We start from the raw sequence: 387 nt of genomic DNA, 5'->3' as shown, positions 1-387 counted from the left end.
GCTGGGAACACACCACTTCCCGACCCACCTGGAGTGATTTCGTCATGCGTGTTTTCGTCACCGGAGCGACCGGTTTCGTGGGCGGCGCGGTCGTTCGCGAACTGCTCGACTCGGGACACCAGGTCCTTGGCCTGGTCCGCTCCGACGCGTCGGCGGCCCGGCTCGCGGCGACCGGGGCGGAGGTGCACCGGGGTTCACTGGAGGACCTCGACACCCTCCGCGCGGGCGCGTCAGCGTCCGACGGCGTGATCCACACCGGTTTCATCCACGACTTCTCGAACTACGCCGCCTGCGTCGCGATCGACCTGAGCGCGGTGAAGGCCCTCACCGAGACCCTCGCGGGCTCTGACCGCCCCCTCGTCATCAGCTCCGTGATGAGTCACGGCC

1 protein-coding gene is annotated in these 387 nt (G+C 68.7%); it reads left to right on the top strand.

The window, feature by feature from the left end; all coding sequences use genetic code 11:
* Positions 1-44: 44 nt before the first annotated feature.
* Positions 45-387: NAD-dependent epimerase/dehydratase family protein (locus ACNFOC_RS55835; RefSeq protein WP_416966503.1), on the top strand; the 343-nt coding region annotated here is incomplete at its 3' end.

This window comes from Streptomyces colwelliae, from assembly GCF_048158785.1.
Lineage (GTDB): Bacteria > Actinomycetota > Actinomycetes > Streptomycetales > Streptomycetaceae > Streptomyces.
This window is presented reverse-complemented; position numbering and strand designations above follow the sequence as displayed.